This is a genomic window from Ideonella azotifigens, from assembly GCF_021043325.1.
GTDB lineage: Bacteria > Pseudomonadota > Gammaproteobacteria > Burkholderiales > Burkholderiaceae_C > Ideonella > Ideonella azotifigens.
In genome coordinates, this window is the sequence record NZ_JAJNKD010000004.1 from 63683 (window position 1) to 80257 (window position 16575).

The following is a 16575-nucleotide window of genomic DNA, read 5'->3' on the forward strand; positions in this document are numbered from 1 at the left end:
GCGGCACCTCGCTTGCCCTGGGGCAAAACGATCGTGCGCGACCGCGCCAACCTCCGCTCAAAGGACTCCCATGAAAAAGACCGACGCTCGCTCCGCCAGCCCGCCCACCGCTGCGCCCACCCGGCCCGCTGCGGCCAGCCGCGGTGCCGCTGGCGCCAGCGAGGGCGCCGCCCAGCCTGGACCCGACGGCATTGCCACCCAGGCCAGTGCCGCGCAGGCGCTGGTGGCCAGCCTGCCGCACAACAGCAATAAGCCAGGCGAGATCGGCCACGCGAACGCCATCTCGCCGCCGGAAGGCCAGCACGCAGACGGGGCGCAACCGGTCGTCTCGGCCAGCACGCTGAGCGAAGCCAATGCCTCGGACAAGACGCGTGGCCCGCATGCCCCTGGCACCAACGCCTGGCAAGGCGACCTGGAAGCCGCGCGCGCCGACGCCAGCGGCCAGGTGCTGACGACCAACCAGGGCGTGGCGATTGCCGACAACCAGAACTCGCTGAAGGCCGGCCTGCGCGGCCCGGCACTGCTGGAAGACTTCATCCTGCGCGAGAAGATCACGCACTTCGACCATGAGCGCATCCCGGAGCGCATCGTGCATGCCCGCGGCTCGGCGGCACACGGTTTCTTCGAGTGCTACGAGGCGATCCCGGACCTGACCAAGGCCGCGCCCTTCCAGGCCGCCGGCAAGATCACGCCGCTGTTCACGCGCTTCTCCACCGTGGCCGGCGAGCGCGGCTCGGTGGACACCGCGCGCGACATCCGCGGCTTCGCGGTCAAGTTCTACACCGACGAAGGCAACTGGGACCTGGTGGGCAACAACATCCCGGTCTTCTTCATCCAGGACGCGATGAAGTTCCCGGACCTGATCCACGCGGTGAAGCCCGAGCCGCACCACGGCATGCCGCAGGCCGCCTCGGCGCACGACACCTTCTGGGACTTCGTCTCGCTGATGCCCGAGAGCACGCACGTGCTGATGTGGGCCATGAGCGACCGGGCGATTCCGCGCAGCTACCGCATGATGCAGGGCTTCGGCGTGCACAGCTACCGGCTGGTGAACGAACAAGGCCAGTCGCAGTTCGTCAAGTTCCACTGGACGCCCAAGCTCGGCGTGCATTCGCTGGTCTGGGACGAGGCACTGAAGATCGCCGGCATGGACCCGGACTTCCACCGGCGCGACCTGTGGGAGGCCATCGAGAGCGGCCAGTACCCGGAATGGGAACTGGGCCTGCAGGTCTTCAGCGAGGAGCAGGCCGAACAGTTCAGCTTCGACGTGCTGGACGCCACCAAGATCGTGCCGGAGGAGCTGGTGCCGGTGCGCCCGGTGGGCCGCATGGTGCTGAACCGCAACCCGGACAACTTCTTCGCCGAAACCGAGCAGGTGGCCTTCTGCGTGGCCCACGTGGTGCCCGGCATCGACTTCAGCAACGACCCGCTGCTGGCCGGCCGCATCCACTCCTACGTGGACACGCAGATCTCGCGCCTGGGCGGGCCGAACTTCCACGAGCTGCCGATCAACGCGCCGCTGGCGCCTGTCGCCAACAACCAGCGCGACGGCATGCACCGCCGCACCGTGAACCGTGGCCGCGTGGCCTACGAGCCCAACTCGCTGGCAGGCGGCTGCCCGTTCCAGGCTGGCGCGATGAAGGGCTTTGTGTCCTTCCCGCAGCCAGTGCAGGAAGACAAGGTGCGCGGCAAGCCCGAGAAGTTTGCCGACCACTACACCCAGGCCAGCCTGTTCTTCGACTCGCTCACCCCGCCGGAGCAGCGCCACCTGGCCGCCGGCTTCCGCTTCGAGCTGAGCAAGCTGACGGTGCCGGCCATCCGCGAGCGCATGGTGGCTTCGCTGGTCAACGTGTCGCCTGAACTGGCAGCCGCGGTGGCGGAAGGCCTGGGCATTGACGTGCCGGCCCCACTGCCACGCGCGCTTGAAACGCCGGCCAAGCCCGAGGTCACGCAATCGGCCAGGCTGTCGCAAAAGGCCTTCCCGGGCGACGGCCGCATTGCCACGCGCCAGGTGGCCATGCTGGTGGCCGACGGCGTGGACGGCGCCGCGCTGGCCGCGGTGAAAAGCGCGCTGGAGGCCGAGCAGGCTGCGGTCACCTTGATCGCACCCAAGCTGGGCAACGTGATCGCGGCGGACGGCAGCAAGCTGGCCGTGCGCGGCACGCTGGAGAACTCGCCGCCGGTGGTGTTCGACGCGGTGGTGCTGCCGGCCGGTGAAGCCGCCGTGGGCGCGCTCTCGCAGCTCGGCCACACGCAGGAGTTCATCGTCAACCAGTACCGGCATGGCAAGACGCTGCTGGCCCTGGGCGAAGCCAGCGCGCTGCTGGACCAGGCGGGCATACCGCGCAACCTGCCCGATGGCAGCGCGGACCCCGGCGTGATCGAGCAAGCGGGTGGCGATGCGGCTGCTGCGGCGAAGGCCTTCATTGCAGCACTGGCGCTGCACCGCCATCCTGCACGGGAAACCGACCCGCCGCGGGTCTGAGTCAGCTGGCGGCCGTCACCGTGCCTGTCGCGGTGACGGCCGCCATTCACTCGGTGGTCATCAGGCGGACCTTGTGCGCCAGCTCCGCCACCTCGAAGGGCTTGGTCATGACGGACATGCCAGGCGCCAGAAGCCCGTTGCCGACGGCTGCGTTCTCGGCATAGCCGGTGATGAACAGCACCTTGAGTTCCGGCCGATCGACGCGAGCCTGGTCGGCCACTTGGCGGCCATTGAGCCCGCCGGGAAGGCCAACGTCGGTCACCAGCAGGTCGACCCGGACGTTCGACTGCAGCGCCGCCAGCCCGCTGGGCCCGTCCGCCCGGCAGATCACGTGGTATCCGGCCTCCTGAAGCACCTCGGCGACGAGCTGGCGGATGTTCTCTTCGTCTTCGATGACCAGGATGGTCTCGCCGTCGCCTGTCTCGACAGCGGCCACGGCGCTGGCGTCCTCCTCGTCCTGCGCAGCGCCAACGTGGCGCGGCAGGTACAGGCACATCGTGGTGCCGCGGCCCAGCTCCGAATAGATGCGCACCTGCCCTCCTGATTGCCGCACGAAGCCGTAGACCATGGACAGGCCCAGCCCGGTGCCCTGCCCCAAGGGCTTGGTCGTGAAGAAGGGGTCGAACACGCGCTCGATGACGGCCGGGGCCATGCCGGAACCCGTGTCAGTCACCGACAGGGCGACGTATTGCCCGACCGGCAGATCGTGTTCCTCGGCTGCGCGCTCGTCCAGCCACTTGTTGGCGGTTTCGATGATTACCCGGCCACCGTCGGGCTGCATCGCATCGCGGGCATTGATGCACAGGTTGAGCAGCGAGTTTTCCAGCTGCGAGGGGTCGACCCGAGTCGGCCAGAGACTCGCCGCGCCCACCACTTCGACCTCCACGTTCGGGCCTACCGAGCGGGCGATCAGGTCCGCCATGCCGGCGACCAGCCGGTTCACGTCGGTTGGCTTGGGATCGAGCGTCTGGCGGCGCGCAAAGGCCAGCAGGCGCTGGGTCAGTGCGGCGGCCCTGCGCACCGAATCCCGGCCAATGCCGATGTAGCGCTCCGCGCCGTCCAGCTTGCCCTGCGCCAGCTTGCGCTGCAGCACCTGCAGGCTGGCACTCATCGAAGCCAGCAGGTTGTTGAAGTCGTGGGCAATGCCGCCGGTGAGCTGGCCCACGGCTTCCATCTTCTGGGCCTGGCGCAGCGCGTCTTCCGCGCGCTGCAGTTCCTGCGTTCGGGACTGCACGCGGGCTTCCAGCGTCTCGTTGGCCTCGCGCAGGCGCTGTTCGCTCGCCCGCAGCGCCGCTGCATTGCGGGCCCGCTCCATCACCGCACGCGTCCTTTCGGCCACCTCGCGGAGCAGGTGAACCTCCTCCGCGGACCACTGGCGAACCTGCGCATGGTTGACGAACATCACGGCCACCAGCCGCCCCTGCTCCATCAACGGCACGTTCATGAACGAGCGGCTGCCCAGGCGCTCCAGCACGCCGGCCGACATGGCCGTGCGCACGTCCTGCCGTACGTCGGCGATGCAGATGACCTCACCCTTCTTCAGCGAGTCGACGAAAGAGCCGTATTCGCGCAGCGGCACGGCGCCCGCCAAGGACTGCACGCCAGGGGCCGTCCAGTCCCGCCGCACCTGCAGCATCTCGCCGGCATCGTCCCATGTGCCGAAGCCCACACGGCTGGCCCCCAGGACTTCGCTGACGATCTCCGCGGCATCGAACTCCAGCTCCGCCGTTTCATCCAGCTCCCGAAAACGGTCGCTCAGGCGGATCAGGGCGCCCTGGCGCATGTCCGCCCGGCGCCGCTCGGACACGTCGCGCATGACGGCCAAGGTGCCGATGACGCTGCCCGACGCATCCTTCAACGACGAGACGCTGGACTCGACCTCGATGCTGCCGCCATCGGCCAGCCGGTGAACGGCTGAGACGCGCTGGCGGCCATTGTCTGGTGCACCTGCGTCCATCTCGCCCAAGACACTCGCCGCAGCCTCGGTGAACACCTCGTGCCGGCCACGGCCCAGCACCTCGGCCGCCAGCACGCCGTAGCGGCGCTCTGCCGCGGCATTCATGTAGATGACGTGGTCCGAGGTGTCGAATGCGAAGACCGCGTCGTCCATCTGGCCCAGCACGTCCTGCCGAAGACGGTTGGTGGCCGCGTGCGCGCTTTCCAGCACGTAGATGTCGTCGTTGACCACGATGGCATCCACGTCGCCACGCTGGATGGAGCCTATCGTGTCCTCCAGCTCGCCCAGGCGGATCCTCAGCTCGGCGTTTTCCGCTGCGAGCGCCTTCAGGTCCGACGTGGAGGCATTCGCCTGGCGCGGGCTGTCGATGGAGGATGGCATCGCGGTCAGACAGGATCCAACGGTTTCAGGCCCAGCGTGCTCCGAAGCCGTTCAGTGTTGGACATGTCGCCAATGAATTGGCGGCGAGGCAGCGGCAACAATCGGATGAGGGTCGGCGATGCCACGATCTGGTCGCCGCGGGCAGCTTCGACATGGGAGGCAATGTCGAGCACCTCCAGGCGATGCTTTCCCGGGAGATGGGCATCGAAGAAGACCCGGGCGTTCACGATGGCCCTCGAAGACACCGGCGACGCCGAACTCACGTACAGGCGATACACATGCCTGCCATCTTCGGCGAGGCTTGCCTCGGAAGACGAGCCCTGTTGCGCGGAAGGCTGGGTCATGCTCTCGCCACGATGGGCCGGACATCCAGGCCGACCAGCACCCGTTCCTCGTTCGACAGGTCGCCAATGATCTTGCGGATGGGCTCCGGGAACTTGCGCACCAGCGTCGGCACCGCAAGGATCTGGTCACCCGCGGCCAGCCTGGGGTTGACCAGCAGGTCCACCACTTCGATGCTGTAGCGGCCGGCAAGGTGGGTCTCGCAAAGCCGCTTCAGGTTCTCGAGCGCAGCGGTGGACTTGGCGGTGTTGCCAGCCACGTAAAGCCGCAGCTGCCACTCGGGCTTGCCTGCCGGCTTCGCGGCTTTCGGTCCGGCAAGCTTGGCCTTGGCCGCCGCCGGTTCGGCAGCTGTCGGTTTCGCAACCTTCGGCCCGGCGCGCTTGACCGCCACTGTCTTGACGCCTGCGGTCTTGCCTGCCATCTCAGGCCCCACCCGACTTGCTGCGTTTGGTGACCTTGGGCGGCGGGGCAGCGCGCGCTTGGGCAATGTCGCGGACCCGCGCAGCGATGCCCTCGGCTTCGAAAGTCTCGCGGGCGATGGCAAATTCGACCTCGCCGGCGCGCTCATCGGCTTCCAGCAGCAGGCTCGCGATCTGTGCATCCAGCGCCTTGCGGCGGTTCGCCAGGTCGCGCATGCGGCGTGCGTGGTCGCGGCCCCGCAGGTCGGTGGCCGCCTGGAACCGTGCTTCGTGGGCAATGCGGGCGGTGCCGGTCAGCACCTGGTCGCCGTGCAGGTAGACGTCGACCAGGCCGACGCCTTCATCGGAGAACGTGAATTCGCGGACCTGGTTCGAGTGCGCCATGCCGCGCGACTTCAGGACCTGCAAGGTGCGGGTGCGCTCGCCGTTGTAAGCGAGGTTGGTGAGCAGCAGCCAGCTGTCCATCAGCGACGACACGCCGACTTCCGAAGACGCGACGGCCTGCGGGCCACCGTCCGGCGTCAGGGTGGTGAACATTGCCGTGGCGTTGGAGGTCTTGAGGAAGTCGATCAGCCGCATCAGGGTCAGCTGCAGGCCAGCGTCGTCGCCGCCCGCGGTGAGGTTGCTGATCGGGTCGACCGCCACCACGTCGGGCTTGAATGCGCGGACCAGGTCGTACATGTGCACCAGGTGCTGTTCCAGTCCATGCAGCGTGGGCCGGGTCGCCTCGACGTGGAGCAGGCCCTTGTCGATCCAGTGCTGCAGGTCCAGCCCGATGGACTGCATGTTGCGCAGCAGCTGGCTCCTGGACTCTTCGTAGGAAAAGAGCAAAGCGCGCTCGCCCCGTGCGCAGGCGGCGTCGGCAAAGCTGGCGGCAACGCTGCTCTTTCCGGTCCCCGGGGCACCCGAAATGAGCACGCTGCTGCCCCGGTAGAAGCCCAACCCGCCGAGCATCTGATCCAGGCCCGGGATGCCCGTGGGCACGCGCTCGTGAGAGGCCGTGTGCAGAAGCGCAAGCGACGTGATCGGCAGCACGGAGATCCCGTTGGTGCCGATCAGGAACGGATATTCGTTGGTGCCGTGTGCAGAGCCGCGGTACTTCACCACCCGCAGCCGCCGGGTCGAGATCTGGTTGGCGATGCGCTGGTCCAGCAGGATCACGCAATCGGCCACGTATTCCTCGAGACCGTAGCGCGTGAAGCTGCTTTCGCCCCTCTCGCCGGTGATGACGGCCGTGAGCCCCCTGTCCTTGAGCCAGCGGAACAGGCGACGCAACTCCGCGCGAAGGATGGCGTGGTTGGACACGCCGGCGAACAGCGCCTCGATGGTGTCCAGCACGACCCGCTTGGCGCCGATGCGGTCGACCGCATGACCCAGGCGAATGAACAATCCTTCCAGGTCATATTCGCCGGTTTCCTCGATCTCGCTGCGCTCCACGCGCACGAAGTCGATGGCGATCTTCTTCTGGCGCTGCAGCTTCGCAAGGTCAAAACCCAGCGAGCGCATGTTCTCGGTGAGTTCGGCGGCGGTTTCTTCAAACAGCATGAAGACACCGGGCTCCCTGAACTGGGACGCGCCCCGCACCAGAAATTCTGCGGCCAGCATGGTCTTGCCAGACCCGGCAGCGCCGCACACCAGCGTGGGCCGCCCCGCGGGAAGGCCGCCCTGGGTCAACTCGTCCAGGCCGGCAATGCCGGTCGGCACCTTGGAGATCGACTGGACAAAGCTTTCAGATGGGGAAGTCGGTTGACGTGGCATGGATGGAATGATGGAACTTGCTGTGAGGGCGCAGCCTGAGACGGCCGGGCGATCTTCGGGCCCACGGCTGTGACGCCCCCGGCAACGTGTTTGTCAGAACGACAGCAAGCCATGCAAGTTCGCGGAAATCCATCAGCCCTGCGCTCCAAAATGCGAAACCGTTGAACTCCGGGGCACACGGTGTGCCCACGCCCGTTGCGCCTTGGCGCTCAAGCGCTGGAGCTGCGCAATTGATCGCGCTGGGCGACGGAGCGCGCGTCGCCGCACCACACGTCAATGCGGAAGTCCGGCTCGACCAGGCTGCTCAGCCGGCTCAGGTCCAGCGCGCCATGCAGGCGCTGGTGCAAGCCATCGGCATCCAGCGCGCAGCCATCGATCTGCGGGCGCCAGTGGCAGGCCAGCACGGTGCCGCCTGGCAGCAAGCCACTGCGCAGGCGCTGCAGCAGTTGCTGGAACTCGGGCAGGGTCAGGTAATACACAAATTCGCTGAGCACGATCAGGTCGAACTGCCCGACCGGCCAGTCCTGCGGCACCCAGCCCTGGCTGACCTGCACATGCGGCTGGTCCGCCAGGCGTTCGCGGGCGATCTGCACCGCACGCGGCACACCGTCGCTGCAGCACAGCTGTTCGCAGCGCAGTGCCAGCAGCCGGCTGAGCTCGCCGTTGGCGCAGCCGGGCTCGAAGGCGAACCGGTAGCGTGGCGCCGGCAGGCAGGCCATGGTCAGCGCGCGCTTCCTGTGTTCGTACCAGGTCGAGCGAAAATGCCAGGGGTCTTCTTCGGCGGCGAACATGGCCTCGAAGTCGTCGCGGGTCGGGGCCATGCCGTGCCTTCAGCAGAAGAAGAATTCGGCATGCCGCCCGGCACGCGCAATGATCTGCTCGCCCAGCACCGGCAGTTCGTCGCCAGGCCTGGGCGTGAGCTGGCTGCTGTGCGCGGCCAGCGCCTGCAGCTTGGCGGCGCGCGGTGCGATGGCAAGCGGCAAGGCATGCAGGCGCTGCCATGGCACCCGGGCATCGTCCGGCCTGGCCCAGTGCCACATCCACACCGGCGCCGCGGCGAAGCGGCAGCCGAGCTGGCGCGCCGCGGCCTCGGCGGCGCGGCCGCAGGCCTCGTGGTCCGGGTGCCCGTCCTGCGACCAGGTGCTGATCACCAGGTCCGGCACCGGCGACGCGCGCAGCAGCGCCGCGAGCCGCACCTGCAGCGCGCCTTCGTGCCGCGCAATCTGCCCGTCCGGCAGACCCAGCCGCACGACCGCGGCTGGCGAGACGCCCAGCCTGGCCAGGCCGGCGTCGCTCTCGGACCGGCGCACGGGGCCCAGTACTTCGGCCGGCCACGGGTCGCGGTCGCCGTGGCTGGCTTCGCCGTCGCTCACGGCAATCACGAGGCTGTCGCCCCCCTGCCCGGCATGGCGTGCCAGCAGGCCACCGCAGGCCAGCACTTCATCGTCCGGATGCGGAGCCACCACCACCAGGCGGCAGTTCGCGGGCAACCAGGTGGCCAGGTCCAGCGCCGGCAGCCTGGCCATGCCGGGCCAGTCCAGCCAGGTGGCTTCATCGGTGCCTTCGCCACGGATGGCGCGCTCGGGCAAGCCAGGATCGGATGCGATCTGGGGCGCAATGTCGGAGAAGGTTTGCAGGTCCATGTCACAGGCTCCAGGGTTCGGTGGCTGGCGTGAGCAGGTTTTCGCCGAGCGCCGCCAGATCGCGTTCGGCATGGCTTTGGCGGATGAAGACGGGCAGGTCGGCGGCCAGGCGGGCGAAATGCGCATCACGGCAGAACGGGCCGGCACCCAGGGTGCGACCCACTTCGTCCAGCACCTGCCGGGCGCAGGCTTCGGCCGATTGCCGCACGCGCAAGGCCAGCGCACGGGCCTGCACCTGCGGCTGGGCGTCGATGCTCGCCGCCGCCTGGCGCAGCAGCGCGGCCGTGGCCTGCAGCGCCACGTCGACCTTGCCGAGCGCCGCCAGCCGCAAGGCGTCACGGCTGGCATTCGGCGAGCTGAGCTGGGCGTACAAGGCTCGCGCCACGGCTTGCGCGCCGCCATACCAGCAGGCTGCAATGCCGGCGCCGCCGTGCCAGAAGCCGGGCCGCGACAGGTAGTCGCCCGGCTGGCCCACGCGCACCGCCAGCACCGCATCGAAGCTCACGTCCAGGCTTGCACTGCCGGCCATGCCAACCGCCTGCCACGCCTGTGCAGAGACCGACACCCCAGGCTGACGCAGCGCCACCGCGACCAGTTGCGGCCCGTGCCCTGCCCGGTCGCCTTCCGGCCAGGCCGTGAGCAAGGCATGGCTGCCGCTGGCCGCGCCCGAGCACCAGCACTTCAGGCCACTCAGTCGCAGCGTGCCATCCGGCCGCTCGTACAGCGTGACACGTGCACCCGGCGGCTCGGCGGCCCACACGCCCCATGCGCAGCGGGTGTCGGGAAAGGGTTCGGCCTTGAGCTCGTGCAGGATGGCCAGCGCGTCGGTGTGGCCCTCGTAGAGCTTGGCAAGCGACAGGTCGAAGGCAGCGACTCGGGCCAGCGCCTGCCAGCGCAGCAGCGTCTGCCCGTGGCCGGGCAGCGGCAGCGTGTCCAGCCCGGCGGCCAACAGCCGGGCCAGCGCGTGCGCCGGGGTGGTCTGCGGGTCGAGCTCGCCCAGCGCGCCGTCAAGCCGTGGCAACAGCCCGGCAAAAGCGGCGTCGGCCTGAATGCCGGGGGCGTTCATTCGGCTGACTCCCGGCTCAGCTCATGCGCCATGCGCAGCAGCGTTGCGCCGAAGCCGGCCGGCGCTCGGTGGTCGCGCCGCGCACTGGTCGTCACCCGGGGCCGGGCCGACCAGGCGATGCGCGCGCCACGCTGCTGCAGCGCGGCCACCAGCGCCACGTCTTCGCTGCTGACCAGCGGCGGGAAGCCGCCTGCGTCCACATAGGCCCGCGCACTGACGGCGAGGTTGGCACCGTGGATGTGCCGGTGGCCATCGGCGTCGGTGTAGAGCGCGTCGTGGTGGCGGCGGGTTGCCTCGCAGTGCAAGCCCCAGTCGGTGATGGCCACGGTGCCGCAAACGGCGTCGCAATTCAGATCCAGCTGGGTGCTGAGCCAATCGGGCGCGACCAGGGTGTCGGCGTCAGTGAAGGCCAGCCAGCGGGCACCGAGCGACAGCGCACGCATCGCACCGGCAGCCCTGGCAGCACCGACGTTGCGTGCCTGAACCGCGATGACCTCGGCGCCGTGGCGCAGCGCAATGGCTTCGCTGCGGTCGCTGCAGCTGTCCAGCGCCACGATCAAGGCCACGGGCTCGCCATGGAGCTCGGGGCAGGCGGTGGCCAACCGCAGCGCGGCCAGGCAGGCATCCAGGTGAGCCTCTTCGTTGTGCGCAGGCACGATGACAGCGAGCAAGAGCTTCTCCAACCACTGACCGGCGGCCAGACGGGACCGAGTATCAAAGCGCGGCCTGTCTCCCAGCGTCGGCCGCAGGCGGGCCTTTGCGTAGGCTGGGCCCTACTGCTGCGGCGAAGGCAGTGCCGCGGCCGTCATCGGACTGAGCCTACAAGCGTTGCGCGGTCTGGCCGACTTGAAAGCCGACCGCCGGGGCGTAGCCTCGCAAGGTCGCGTGGCCAACAACCCACGACTGCATCGGCAGCGTCCCTTCCTGGCCGCAGCCGTGCCTGCTGTTCGCCGGAGGATCACTTGCTACAACAACCCGCTGCGGAACTTGAACCGGCCACCTTGTCCGTGCCGGTGCCTGCCCACGTCGATGTGCAGGTGGCACCGCCGCGCTGGCGGCCGACCGGCCCTTCCGCGGCGCTGACCATCATGGCCACGCTGTTGTGCATCTACACGCTGCACTGGGCAGCGGCTGTGTGCATCCCGGTGCTGTTCAGCGTGATCTTCAACTACGCGCTGTCGCCGGTGGTGACGCGGCTGGCCAGGTGGCGGCTGCCGCGCTGGCTGGGCGCCGCGCTGGTTGTTTCATCCATCGTCGGCGGGCTGGGCTGGACCGGCTACGCGCTGGCCGACGACGCGTCGCAGCTGATGGAGTCGCTGCCCGAGGCCGCGCAGAAGCTTCGCCAGACGCTGAAGGCCCGCCACAGCAACGAGCCCGGCGCGCTGGAACGTGTTCAGAAGGCTGCGGCCCAGCTGGAGCAGGCCGCTGACGAAAACGCCCTCACCGCCAGCGCCGCCAACACCAAGGGCGTGCTGATGGTGCAGACGGTCAAGCCCAAGTTCAACGTCAAGGACTATGTGTGGACCGGCACGCTGGGCCTGCTCGGCCTGGGCGGCCAGGCCGCCGCGGTCTGCCTGCTGACTTATTTCCTGCTCGCCTCCGGCACCAACTTCCGCCGCAAGATGGTCCGCCTCGCCGGGCCGACGCTGACGCACAAGAAGGTCACCGTGCAGGCGCTGGACGAAGTGGTGCGCCAGGTCCAACGCTATCTGATGGTGCAACTGGTGCTGAGCGCCATCGTCGGCCTCACCACCGGCCTGGCCTTCTGGGCCGCTGGACTGCAGCACGCGGCGGTCTGGGGCCTGGTCGCCGCCGTCTGCAACCTGGTGCCTTACGTGGGCACCGTGGTGGTGACCGGCGGCGCGGCGCTGGTCGCGCTGATGCAGCTGGGCACGCTGGAATCCACCCTGCTGATCGCCGGCCTGTCACTCGGCATCCGCTTCATCACCGGCCAGTTGCTCGCCCCCTGGCTGACCAGCCGCACCAGCCGCCTGAACCCCGTGGCCGTCTTCATCGGCATCCTGTTCTGGGGCTGGCTCTGGGGCGTGTGGGGCATGCTGCTCGGCGTGCCCATCCTGATGATCGTGAAGGTGTTTTGTGACTCGGTGAAGGGGCTGCACCCAGCGGGGGAACTGCTGGGAAACTGAAGTTCAGGGATGTCCTGCTTCGGTTGGTGCGTGCAGACGCATTGGGTAACTGCTTCCGCTCCCCCGACTGGACTGCGCCCAGTCTCCTCCTTTACTTCGCTTCAGCAGTCACCCAACGCCCTTGCCTGCAAAGGCTTGGACTTGGCGACCGTCGCACAGCCAATACCCGTGCCGGATCAGGACGGTGGGGCGTGTTGCGCAGCGAAGTAAAGGGGGAGAGCAGGCGCAGCCTGGTCGGAGGACATGAGCGGAGCAATACGCCCCGGCGGCCTGATCTCGCTCAGGCTTCACCAGGCTTTCAGCCCACCCACTTACGGGCATTGCGGAACATGCGCATCCACGGGCTCAGCTCGTCGACCGGGCCACCGGTCCAGCTCATCAGCACATTGCGGAACACGCGCTCGGGGTGCGGCATCAGCACGGTGAAGCGGCCGTCGGCGGTGGTGACGGAGGTGAGGCCGTCGGGGCTGCCGTTGGGGTTCAGCGGGTAGACCTCGGTGGGCTGGCCGTTGCCGTCGACCCATCGCATGGCGCGCTTCACGGTTCCCGCGTTGCCGCGTTGCGAGAAGTCGGCAAAACCTTCACCGTGGGCGACAGCAATCGGCATGCGGCTGCCGGCCATGCCCTGGAAGAAAATGGACGGGCTTTCCAGCACCTCGACCATCGCCAGCCGGCCTTCGAACTGCTCGCTCTTGTTGCGCGTGAACTTCGGCCAGTCCTGCGCGCCGGGGATGATGGGCGACAGCGCCGCCATCATCTGGCAGCCGTTGCAGATGCCCAGCGCGAAAGTGTCTTGCCGACCGAAGAAGGCCTCGAAGTCTTCGGCCAGCTTGGGGTTGAACATGACCGAGCGGGCCCAGCCTTCGCCGGCGCCCAGCGTGTCGCCATAGCTGAAGCCGCCGCAGGCGACAAAGCCCTTGAAGTCGGCCAGCCTGGCGCGGCCGCTCTGCAGGTCGCTCATGTGCACGTCGTGCGCGTCGAAGCCGGCCAGGTTGAAGACGTAGCTGGTCTCCACGTGGCTGTTGACGCCCTGCTCGCGCAGGATGGCGATCTTCGGGCGGGTGGTGCTCTTCAGGATGAATGGCGCGGCCACGTCTTCCTTCGGGTCGAAGGTCAAGGACAGGTGCAGGCCTGCGTCGCCGCTGCCGGCCAGCGCGTGTTCGCTGTCGGCGCAAACGGGGTTGTCGCGCTGGCGTGCAATGCGCCAGCTGACCTCGTCCCACTGCTGCTGCAACTCGGCCAGCGGCGCACTGAACTGGCTCTTGGCATCGCGCCAGACTTCGATCACGCCCTTGTCGTTGGTCTTGCCGACGACGTGGCTGTGCTTGGACAGGCCATGCGCGCGCAGCGTGCCCAGCACGGCGTCGCGGTCGGTGGTCTTGACCTGGATCAGCGCGCCCAGCTCTTCGTTGAACAGCGCCTTCAGCGTCAGTTCCTCGCGGCGGCCACTCACCTGGCTGGCCCAGTTCTTCGAGTCGCCCATCTCGGCGCGGCTGTCGGAAATGCCGTCGCCTTCGGTGACCAGCATGTCCACGTTCAGGCTCACGCCGCGGCGGCCGGCAAAGGCCATTTCGCAGGCTGCTGCCCACAGGCCGCCGTCCGAGCGGTCGTGGTAGGCCAGCAGCTTGGCCTCGCTGCGCAGCGCGTTGATGGCGGCGACCAGGTTCTTCAGCAGCGCGGGGTCGTCCAGATCCGGCACGCTGTCGCCGAAGCGCTGCAGCGTCTGCGCCAGGATGGAGCCGGCCATGCGGGCCTGGCCCTGGCCGAGGTCGACCAGGATCAGCGTGGTGTCACCGTCCTGCAGCTGCGGTGTCAGCGTGCCACGCACGTCTTCCAGCGAGGCGAAGGCGGTGACGATCAGCGAGACCGGCGCGACCACTTGCTTGGTCTGGCCGTCGTCCTGCCAGCGGGTGCGCATCGACAGGCTGTCCTTGCCGACCGGCACCGAGATGCCCAGCGCCGGGCAGAGTTCCATGCCCACGGCTTTGACGGTTTCGTACAGCGCAGCGTCTTCACCCGGCTCGCCGCAGGCGGCCATCCAGTTGCAGCTGAGCTTCACGCGGCTCAGCTCGAACGGCGCGGCCAGCAGGTTGGTGATGGCCTCGGCCACGGCCATGCGGCCGGAGGCCGGTGCGTCGAGTGCGGCCAGCGGCGTGCGCTCGCCCATGCTCATGGCCTCGCCGCGGAAGCCCTTGTAGTCGGCCAGCGTCACGGCGCAGTCCGCCACCGGCACCTGCCAGGGGCCGACCATCTGGTCGCGGTGGTTCATGCCGCCCACGGTGCGGTCGCCGATGGTGACCAGGAAGCGCTTGCTGGCCACGGTGGGGTGGCGCAGCACGTCGCGTGCGGCTTTTTCCAGCGGCACGCCGGTCAGATCCAACGCGGGCAGCTGGCGGGCCACGCTTTTCACGTCGCGCAGCATCTTGGGCGGCTTGCCCAGCAGCACGTCCATCGGCATGTCGATCACGCGCTCGCCGCCGGGGCCGTCTTCGAGGATCAGCTCGGGCTCGTCAGTCGCCACGCCGACGATGGCAAACGGGCAGCGCTCGCGCTCGCACATCTGCTCGAACAGCGCCAGCTTGGACGGGTCGATGGCCAGCGTGTAGCGCTCCTGGCTCTCGTTGCACCAGATTTCCTTGGGCGCCAGGCCGGATTCTTCCAGCGGCACCTGGCGCATGTCGAAACGCGCACCCTTGCCGGCGCCGTCCACCAGCTCCGGGAAGGCGTTGGAGATGCCACCGGCGCCCACGTCGTGGATCGCCACGATGGGATTGCCTTCGCCCAGGCTCCAGCAGTGGTTGATGACCTCCTGCGCGCGGCGCTGGATCTCGGGGTTGCCACGCTGTACCGAGTCGAAGTCCAGCGACGCGGTGTTGGTGCCGGCCGCCATCGAGCTGGCGGCGCCGCCGCCCATGCCGATGCGCATGCCCGGGCCGCCCAGCTGCACCAGCAGCGTGCCGGCGGCAAACGGCAGCTTCCTGGTCTGGCCGTCCGAGATCATGCCCAGGCCGCCGGCGATCATGATGGGCTTGTGGTAGCCGCGGCGGATGGCGTTTTCGCTGCCGTCTGCGCCCTCGCCCACGGTCTGCTCGTAGACGCGGAAGTAGCCGCCCAGCGCGGGCCGGCCGAATTCGTTGTTGAACGCTGCCCCGCCCAGCGGGCCCTCGGTCATGATCTGCAGCGGGCTGGCAATGTGCTCGGGCTTGCCGTAGGGCGTTTGTTCCCAGGGCTCATTGGTGCCGGGCAGGTTCAGGTTGGAGACACTGAAGCCGGTCAGGCCCGCCTTGGGGCGTGCGCCACGGCCGGTCGCGCCTTCGTCGCGGATCTCGCCGCCGGCACCGGTGGAGGCGCCGGGGAACGGCGAGATGGCGGTCGGGTGGTTGTGCGTCTCGACCTTCATCAGCACGTGCGCGGTTTCCTCGCGAGCACCGTACTTCGGGGCGTCGGTGAAACCCGCAGTTGAGGATTCAGGCAGCCAGCGTTCGACCGGGCCGCCTTCCATCACCGCGGCGTTGTCGTTGTACGCAATGATGGTGTGCTGCGAGTTCAGCTTCTCGGTGTTGCGGATCATGCCGAACATCGACAGCGGCTGGGCCTCACCGTCAATGCGGAACTCGGCGTTGAAGATCTTGTGGCGGCAGTGTTCGCTGTTGGCCTGGGCGAACATCATCAGCTCGACGTCGCTGGGGTTGCGCTTGAGCGTGGTGAAGGCGCTCACCAGGTAGTCGATCTCGTCGTCGGACAGCGCCAGGCCGAATTCGCTGTTGGCCTTGACCAAGGCCGCGCGACCCTGGCCGATCACGTCCACATGGGCCAGTGGCTCGGCGGCCTTGTCGTCGAACAAGTGCTGCGAGGCTTCGCGCTCGAAGACCACGCTTTCGGTCATGCGGTCGTGCAGCAGCAGCGCACAGGCCGCACGCTCATCGGCCGTCATCGGCTTGTTGCCGCCGGTCAGCGTGCTCATCAAACCGCTTTTCAGCGTGAGGCGGAATTCGGTCACGCGCTCGACGCGGTGGATCGGCAGGCCGCAGTTGTGGGCGATGTCGGTCGCCTTCGAGGCCCAGGGCGAGACGGTACCCAGGCGCGGCAGCACGACGATCAGTTCGCCCTCGGCCTGCGCCTCGTAGGCGTCGCCGTAGGTCAGCAGCTCGGCCAGCTTCTGGTGCGCGTCGGCCGCCAGCGGGGCGTCGCTCCAGACCCAGTGCACATGGCGGGCGGACACGCCAGCGATGCGCGGGCATGCGGCCTGCAGGGCCGGCAGCAAAGCGGCGGCGCGAAACGCGGAAAGGGCGTTGCCGCCCTCGAAGTGCATCAGGTGCTTGGAAGCTGTGGACATGGGGTTCCGTCGGTTGGCGGCGGTGCGGGCGCGGGTTGCGG

At 68.5% G+C, this 16575-nt stretch carries 11 protein-coding genes; 2 read left to right on the top strand and 9 right to left on the bottom strand.

What is annotated here, in order from left to right; all coding sequences use genetic code 11:
- Window positions 1-70 precede the first annotated feature (70 nt).
- Entirely contained in the window at window positions 71-2485 is a 2415-nt protein-coding gene (locus tag LRH25_RS10950; protein ID WP_231011150.1) for a catalase, read from the top strand.
- A 46-nt stretch (window positions 2486-2531) separates the two neighbouring features.
- Here the strand turns inward: LRH25_RS10950 and LRH25_RS10955 are convergent, their stop codons facing one another.
- From LRH25_RS10955 to LRH25_RS10995, 8 genes are all read right to left on the bottom strand, one after another.
- Window positions 2532-4823 (bottom strand): ATP-binding protein, encoded by a 2292-nt coding sequence (locus LRH25_RS10955; protein ID WP_141288209.1) that lies wholly within the window; start codon window positions 4821-4823, stop codon window positions 2532-2534.
- 5 nt (window positions 4824-4828) lie between these two features.
- The gene (locus LRH25_RS10960) at window positions 4829-5167 is read right to left on the bottom strand and encodes a circadian clock KaiB family protein (RefSeq protein WP_141288210.1); all 339 of its coding nucleotides are present in this window, start codon (window positions 5165-5167) and stop codon (window positions 4829-4831) included.
- Window positions 5164-5586: a circadian clock KaiB family protein gene (locus LRH25_RS33070; RefSeq protein ID WP_141288211.1), complete on the bottom strand. Its 423-nt coding sequence runs from the start codon at window positions 5584-5586 to the stop codon at window positions 5164-5166. The genes LRH25_RS10960 and LRH25_RS33070 overlap by 4 nt, the downstream gene beginning before the upstream one ends.
- A gap of 1 nt (window position 5587) precedes the next feature.
- Entirely contained in the window at window positions 5588-7342 is a 1755-nt protein-coding gene (gene kaiC, locus LRH25_RS10975) for a circadian clock protein KaiC (protein ID WP_141288212.1), read from the bottom strand.
- A gap of 209 nt (window positions 7343-7551) precedes the next feature.
- On the bottom strand, window positions 7552-8163 hold the full coding sequence (locus LRH25_RS10980; RefSeq protein WP_141288213.1) for an SAM-dependent methyltransferase: 612 nt from the start codon (window positions 8161-8163) through the stop codon (window positions 7552-7554).
- 9 nt (window positions 8164-8172) lie between these two features.
- Window positions 8173-8985, bottom strand: a complete 813-nt coding sequence (locus tag LRH25_RS10985; RefSeq protein WP_231011151.1) for a PIG-L deacetylase family protein — start codon at window positions 8983-8985, stop codon at window positions 8173-8175.
- Between the two features lies 1 nt (window position 8986).
- A complete protein-coding gene (locus LRH25_RS10990) occupies window positions 8987-10051 on the bottom strand; it encodes an acyl-CoA dehydrogenase family protein (protein WP_231011152.1) in 1065 nt (354 codons plus the stop codon).
- Complete coding sequence (locus tag LRH25_RS10995; protein WP_231011153.1) at window positions 10048-10722, bottom strand: glycosyltransferase family 2 protein; 675 nt, start codon at window positions 10720-10722, stop codon at window positions 10048-10050. Before LRH25_RS10995 ends, LRH25_RS10990 begins: the two co-directional genes overlap by 4 nt.
- A gap of 291 nt (window positions 10723-11013) precedes the next feature.
- Between LRH25_RS10995 and LRH25_RS11000 the strand changes: the two genes are divergently transcribed.
- A complete protein-coding gene (locus tag LRH25_RS11000) occupies window positions 11014-12198 on the top strand; it encodes an AI-2E family transporter (RefSeq protein ID WP_231011154.1) in 1185 nt (394 codons plus the stop codon).
- Window positions 12199-12496: 298 nt separating this feature from the next.
- Here the strand turns inward: LRH25_RS11000 and purL are convergent, their stop codons facing one another.
- Window positions 12497-16534 (bottom strand): phosphoribosylformylglycinamidine synthase, encoded by a 4038-nt coding sequence (gene purL, locus LRH25_RS11005; protein ID WP_141287751.1) that lies wholly within the window; start codon window positions 16532-16534, stop codon window positions 12497-12499.
- Between the last annotated feature and the right edge of the window lie 41 nt (window positions 16535-16575).

Bases quoted from the DNA above. Each gene is read 5' to 3' on its own strand.
- LRH25_RS10985 (WP_231011151.1), bottom strand. From the start codon at position 8,985: ATGGACCTGCAAACCTTCTCCGACATTGCGCCCCAGATCGCATCCGAT.
- LRH25_RS10955 (WP_141288209.1), bottom strand. From the start codon at position 4,823: ATGCCATCCTCCATCGACAGCCCGCGCCAGGCGAATGCCTCCACGTCG.
- LRH25_RS33070 (WP_141288211.1), bottom strand. From the start codon at position 5,586: ATGGCAGGCAAGACCGCAGGCGTCAAGACAGTGGCGGTCAAGCGCGCC.
- LRH25_RS10990 (WP_231011152.1), bottom strand. From the start codon at position 10,051: ATGAACGCCCCCGGCATTCAGGCCGACGCCGCTTTTGCCGGGCTGTTG.
- LRH25_RS10960 (WP_141288210.1), bottom strand. From the start codon at position 5,167: ATGACCCAGCCTTCCGCGCAACAGGGCTCGTCTTCCGAGGCAAGCCTC.
- LRH25_RS10980 (WP_141288213.1), bottom strand. From the start codon at position 8,163: ATGGCCCCGACCCGCGACGACTTCGAGGCCATGTTCGCCGCCGAAGAA.
- purL (WP_141287751.1), bottom strand. From the start codon at position 16,534: ATGTCCACAGCTTCCAAGCACCTGATGCACTTCGAGGGCGGCAACGCC.
- LRH25_RS10950 (WP_231011150.1), top strand. From the start codon at position 71: ATGAAAAAGACCGACGCTCGCTCCGCCAGCCCGCCCACCGCTGCGCCC.
- kaiC (WP_141288212.1), bottom strand. From the start codon at position 7,342: ATGCCACGTCAACCGACTTCCCCATCTGAAAGCTTTGTCCAGTCGATC.